The organism is Flavobacterium sp. YO64, assembly GCF_004119505.1.
Classification (GTDB): Bacteria; Bacteroidota; Bacteroidia; order Flavobacteriales; family Flavobacteriaceae; genus Flavobacterium; species Flavobacterium oncorhynchi.
Genome location: NZ_NRQV01000060.1, coordinates 1 through 6,077 on the forward strand (window position 1 = coordinate 1; position 6,077 = coordinate 6,077).

Below are 6,077 nucleotides of genomic sequence, written 5' to 3' on the forward strand. Positions count from 1 at the left end.
AATTAGGTTTAAAATTTTAAAATAATCGTTGATAATTTTTTTTAACTTTTTAGCTTCTTTACTAGTAGATGTTATAAATTTTGTAAAATTATTATCTATTGCTAGAATAATATTTATATCATCATTGGTAGTATTGTATTCTTGAAAAGCCTTAAAATGTGTTTTGAATAAATCCTGGTCTTTTAATTCTTTAAGATAAATATCTAATTTTTCTTCATCACCTAATGGATCAAAGTCTGAAACAACAACTATTAACTATAATGTTCAAAAGCTTGTTTTATGTTCTTAACATTTACATTTTTACTATGAAAAATCAATAATCTTACAATCATTTTTATATTTAGTAGTTCTATTAACTCTTGATATAGTTTGGATTGCATTTATACCTCTTATTTCTTTATCTAAAAAAAGTGTGTGTAATTTAGGCTCATCAAATCCTGTTTGGAGTTTATCAACTACAATAATTAATCCGTTTTTAGCTAATTTAAAGTTCTGTAAAACTTGTTTTTCATTTATACCATGATTAACACTATTACTACTTGGTTGGTCTTGACTGTCAGAATAAACTATATAAATTGGAGCTTCTTTAAATCTTTCGTGTTTTTTTTGTTCTACTAATTCTTTATAGTGTTTATCAATTAATCGTTTGTATCTGATTGCATTTGGAATTGAGGAAACTGCTAACATAGCTTTTGCCGTACCTCTAATATTATGATAAACAGTTGAGACTAATCTTTCTGAAATAAATTTTGAAATAGCTTCGATTCTTTCTTTATTGGAATAGATTTTCTTTTTACGAATTGCGTACTTTTTACCCTCTTCATCTATACCAGTATCTGTATCGTCTGGTATTTCTTCGTATCCAGAATCACCTTCAAAACCTTCTAACTCATTATCTGGTATTCCAAATTGCATTTTTGATGAAACTGGAACAATACCTCTAATAGGATTTAAAATAAAACCATCTTCGATGGCTTCTTTCATAGTGTAACTATCAAAAGGAATCCAAAATTTTTCTGCTTCCGCATATTTATTATACTCTCCAAAACGAGCTAAAGTAATATCGCTAGGCGTAGCTGTGAAACCTATTATTAAATTCTTTTTATGAATCGTATTTGTGTAAACTTTATTGTTATCAAAACCGCTTTGCAATTCATCGAAAACACTTATCATTTCTTCGTTTTGTGATCCACTATTACTTCTGTGAATTTCATCAATTAAGAAAGCAACTCTTAATTTAGATAACTTTGAAGTTACTTCATTATCAAGTATTTCTTTTATTGCACCAAACTTTTGAATATTTACAACAATTACTCTTTTATCACTACTTAATGCAGTCATAAAACTTTTCTTGTCTGAAGCTTCCAAAAACATTCCTTTTTGAATGTTCATATTGTGTAACATACTGTCTAATTGGTCTCGCAGTTGCAACCTATCGACAACTAACATTACTTTATCATAGATGTAATTACCATCTTTACGTAAGTCTTTTAATTGTAATGCTGTCCAACCTATAATATTACTTTTACCAAAACCTGCCGCATATTGCAACAATAAAGAATATACATTTTTGTTGTTTTGATATTTTTGCCTTTTTGCAATTAGTTCTTTTATTTGGGTTTCTCCAATACCCTTTGCTTTTAATTCTTTTTCTAGTTTATTGATGAAATAATCAGGTTCGTTTTCGTGTTCTAAAAACTCATTGATTTTTGCAATAACCTTATCTGCACCAAATTTTTGTTTAGGTCTTGGGCTGATTAATCTACCATCATTGTGCTTGTATTCTTTTACTTTACTACCTTCTTTTTTAATTAATTCACGCTCAATAAAATTATAATAGAGTATTTCTTTTTCTATCATTTTTTTATCATACAAGGCTTTGAAAACCTCTTCAAATTTTAGGTTTTTATCAGCATCTTTATTTATTAGCGGATATGGTTTAAAATCTCTAAAAACTTTTTTCTCGTATTCGTCAAAATCATATTCATCTGAAACAACTGTATTTTTTATTTCATCAAAATGATTAGAAATATTTCTGATAATATAGGTTTCATTAATATCTGTAGAAGTAATATGAATTGCTTTTTCAAATATTTTTAAAAAGTCTTTTCTAATGGTTTGAGATAAGTCATTTCCATCAGCAATTTTTAAATATTCTTGTACTGCGGTTTGATAATCCATTGCAACTTTCTTTCTGCCGTTCTTTTTAGCATTTTGATTGTTCCAATTGCTTTTTAATTCGCTATAGCCTAAAAATATACCATTAAGAAAAAATGATAAATCTGGGCGAAAAGAAAAGTATTGTTTGCCTTGATACTTAAAAGTATAAGGTAACTCCTGAACGATAGAGAATATGTTTTCATCGAACAATTTATCTTCGTGAGTTTCACTACCACTAGGATAGAATAAATGAAATTTCAAACCTTCAAAAGTAACTGATTTGTTAGAATTGATAAACAAAGCCATGTTCATAGATGATTTTACTTTTTCATCTAAAAAAAGGCTGAAAGCTTCTATTAGTTCTTTTTCACTAGTAAACTTTTTAGAAAGTTTTTTATAGTTGTCTTTGTTTAAAGAAGTTTCAGAAAGAAATTGTTTTAAATCTTCGTTTATAAAAAAATGACTTGAAACTGTATTTGCCTTAGCTTCTTTGTATTGTAAACCATCTGGACGTTCACAAAAAAAGTTTACTAAATATTTGTCTTGTAAATCTAATTCATTCATCTTAGTCCTATGTTACTTTTATTTTACCTGTAACGACATCATTAATTAATGTTTTACGAAGCTCTTTTAATTTTATAATTTGAGTATTTATATTTTCTACAATTTTATCAGTAGTTTTTATTTTCGTGTCTAAATACTTGGCAATTTCTGTTTGTTCATTTAAAGGTGGAAAAGCAATATTAATAACTGCCATTTCATTATTCATAATTTTTGCCCCGTTGGTATCAATTCGTTTATTGTGAGTTGCACTCTCTTGCAAAGCATAAACAACATAGTCTAAATCTAAATTTTTTCTTTTGGGTATTAAAGTACCACAGACATTTGTACAATTAAATTTGCCACTACGTCTGAATACTGTTCCAGCATTTGCACCATCTGTTGTCCAAGTTAATAAATCATTATCAAAGTCATAAGTTTCAATATAACCTAAACAACCATTATTTTCAGTTTGAGAAGAATATACAGGATATTTACCTTCTTCAACTAGTAACTCTTGACCAATTACACGACCTCTGCCAATATTAAATAAATCTTTAATTCGTTCTATTTTCCAATGTTGAGGAATATCATTAATATAGTTTATATCGCTGTTTTTGAATTTTACATTTTTATCTAATCCTTTGCAAACTGCTTCATTAATTATGCTTTTTCTATACTCCTTGTAGTAGTTGGCTTTTTGAATTAAAAGATTTATTTTTTTATCAATTGCCTGGGTTTTGCTGTCGAGGTAATTTGCTATTTCAATTTGTTCTTTTAACTGAGGTATTGCAATGTTTAGATTTAAAATTTTTGTTGGATTAGTTCGTGGCATTTTAACACCATCCGTCATTGAATTAATTTTAAAAATAAATTTAGTTGACAAAAATCTATAAAAGAAATATTTTGAATGACTAAACTTTCCATTAAAAATAGAGCGCAGAACAACAACTTCACCACTAACACCACCATTAAAATCTGGTAAATATATTTTGCCTAAATAGGGCCGAAGTTTATTAATCAATATATCACCTGAATTAAACAAATTTGTTGTTTCGTTATTATCATTTGAAACTCTTTGTATTAGTTTGCCTGTAAATTGCTCTATATTTTCCAATGGTATGTAGCAATTTTCTGGTAATTGATTACCATTTAGTGATATTTGCTTAAACACATCTTTTATTCTTTTTACTTCCCATTTTGAAGGAATTTCACCTAACCAATCAATTTCTGAAGGTTTATATTTTTCATACTTTATCATATTGCTAATTCTTTTTCAAGGTTAGCTAAATCAATTTCAAGTTGTTTTAAATCGGCTGTTATTTTAATTGTATCTCTTAATTTTTCTGGAATGTAAAACACTTTATTAAAATTGATTTCTACACCAATTGTATTATCTAAATACTCAAAAGGTTTGGTAATGTATTTAGCCATAAAACTTACAATTTGCTTTTGATTTTCCNGTTCATTAGGATTAAAAGGAATTATTTCATAATCTTTTTGAAGATCTTTCGTTATTTCAGCAGTAACCAATATATGTTCTTCTTTAGTCGAAGTTTTTTTCTTGTAAGTAGATTTAATAACTATTTTACCATTACCTAAAAAGCTTAGTTTTTGGTTTTTATCTTTTACTACAATAGTGGCTTTATTATTATCATAATGAAATGAATTGCCTTGTTTATCAATTAATACGAATGCATCATCTTTATAATCAAAATCGTTTACAAACGACTTAAAATAACCCTCATAGTAATTGGCTAAACTAGAATAGTTTTTATTTTCAAACTTAGTGATTACCATTTCATTAATAGCTTTTATACCATTTTCTTTAAAGCTGTCTAAAATAGCAATTGTTTTAGGTTCTATTTTTATGCTTTTATCTTCTTTAAAATCGCCGTTTCTATCTGCTTTATTAGGCATTTCAACAGATTTACCTTCATCATCTACATTGGTAAGTATAATAGATTGTTTGTTAAAGTAAAAGTGCCATTTATCAAATATTTTGCAATATTCGTTGTCTTTAAATTCAGTAAAAGTCTTTATAATTTCAATTCTATTTTCTTCGCTCATTTGCTTTCTCTTTTTACCTTTACTTTTCTTTAAAGGCACAAACAGATTGGCTGCATTGATAAGCATTACTTTATCTTTTCTCTCTGTGGGTTTGTTTTTGTTGAATATCCACAAATAAGTATAAATACCTGTATTGAAAAATTCGTCAGTAGGCATTTGAACAATTGCTTCAACCCAATCGTTATCTAGAAAATATTTTCTAATGGCACTTTCACCACTGCCTGCATCACCGCTAAATAATGTTGAACCATTATGGACCACGACTGCTAAACCATCATCAGCCAATTGATATAATATGTGTTGTGTAAATAAAAATTGACCATCAGAAATTGAAGGCAAGGCAACAAATCTTTCTGTAGTATCATTTACAATGTCTTTTTGATATCCTTTCCAATCGACACCGTAAGGAGGATTTGCAACAATAATATCAAATTTCTTTTCTATAAACTTAATTTCTGTTAGTGTATTACCGTGTTCTATTTGAGAACCAACTCTAAATCTACTTTCGATTTTTGCTAAAGCGTATAGACTATCGTTCCAATCTTCACCGTATGTAGCCGTTGGTCTTTTAAAGTTTTCTTTGATTTTATCTTCTACCCCAAATAAAAGGTTTCCTCCACCACACGTTGGATCGTATATTGTTAGAAATTTTTCATTGTCTTCAATTTTAGAAGCAATAATATCTGTTATCAATGAAATAATATCGTCAGGTGTATATTGCTCTCCTGCTGTTTCTGCTGAAATATCAGCCCATTTTCTTTTGATGTGTTCTTCTAAAGTAGTTATTTCAGAATTATTAAAAGGTGTTAAATCAATTTCACTCCAAGTTTGCACCGTTTCAAATAATATTCGTTTCTTTTTTAATAATCCACTAATACCAGATATATCCAAAAACTTTTCTTCTTCAGTTCCTTTATCAACTCCTAACAAATATTTAGTTTCAGCATCAAAAGCTTTTAAGTATGCGTGGAAATCTACATCAAAAGTTTTGTCATTTTTACAAATGTCTTTTAATGTTTTGTTTTTACGAATTACGAAATCATTATATCCTAATCCTTCTAATTGAAACATATCAATAAAATCCTCAATATCAATATCTCCAATATCTTCTTTTAATCTTTTTGCTTCTCTGACTAATCTACTCTCTACCATTAAAAGAGCAAAGAAAGGCATCATATATTTAGGAAAATCACTTTGTTTTATTCCTGATGCTATTAGTAAATCTGCTGTTTTCCAAACGTCTCTTTCGTATTGTAGTATATTAATGCTCATTTTTTGTTTTAATGTTATAATTTGTAAATATAGAT

At 27.8% G+C, this 6,077-nt stretch carries 3 protein-coding genes; all 3 read right to left on the reverse strand.

Annotation, left to right across the window (positions count from 1 at the left end; all coding sequences use genetic code 11):
- Positions 1 to 303: 303 nt before the first annotated feature.
- Positions 304 to 2,466, reverse strand: a complete 2,163-nt coding sequence (locus BOW57_RS20440; protein WP_241687486.1) for a DEAD/DEAH box helicase family protein — start codon at positions 2,464 to 2,466, stop codon at positions 304 to 306.
- Between the two features lie 265 nt (positions 2,467 to 2,731).
- Positions 2,732 to 3,961 carry a restriction endonuclease subunit S gene (locus BOW57_RS20445; protein ID WP_129057000.1) on the reverse strand — a complete coding sequence of 410 codons (1,230 nt, stop codon included), beginning with the start codon at positions 3,959 to 3,961 and terminating at the stop codon, positions 2,732 to 2,734.
- The coding region (locus BOW57_RS20450) for a class I SAM-dependent DNA methyltransferase (RefSeq protein WP_241687487.1) at positions 3,958 to 6,077 on the reverse strand (2,120 nt) is incomplete at its 5' end. The genes BOW57_RS20445 and BOW57_RS20450, both read right to left, overlap by 4 nt.

Coding starts and splice junctions, on each gene's coding strand:
- BOW57_RS20440 (WP_241687486.1), bottom strand. CDS start 2,466: ATGGCTTTGTTTATCAATTCTAACAAATCAGTTACTTTTGAAGGTTTG.
- BOW57_RS20445 (WP_129057000.1), bottom strand. CDS start 3,961: ATGATAAAGTATGAAAAATATAAACCTTCAGAAATTGATTGGTTAGGT.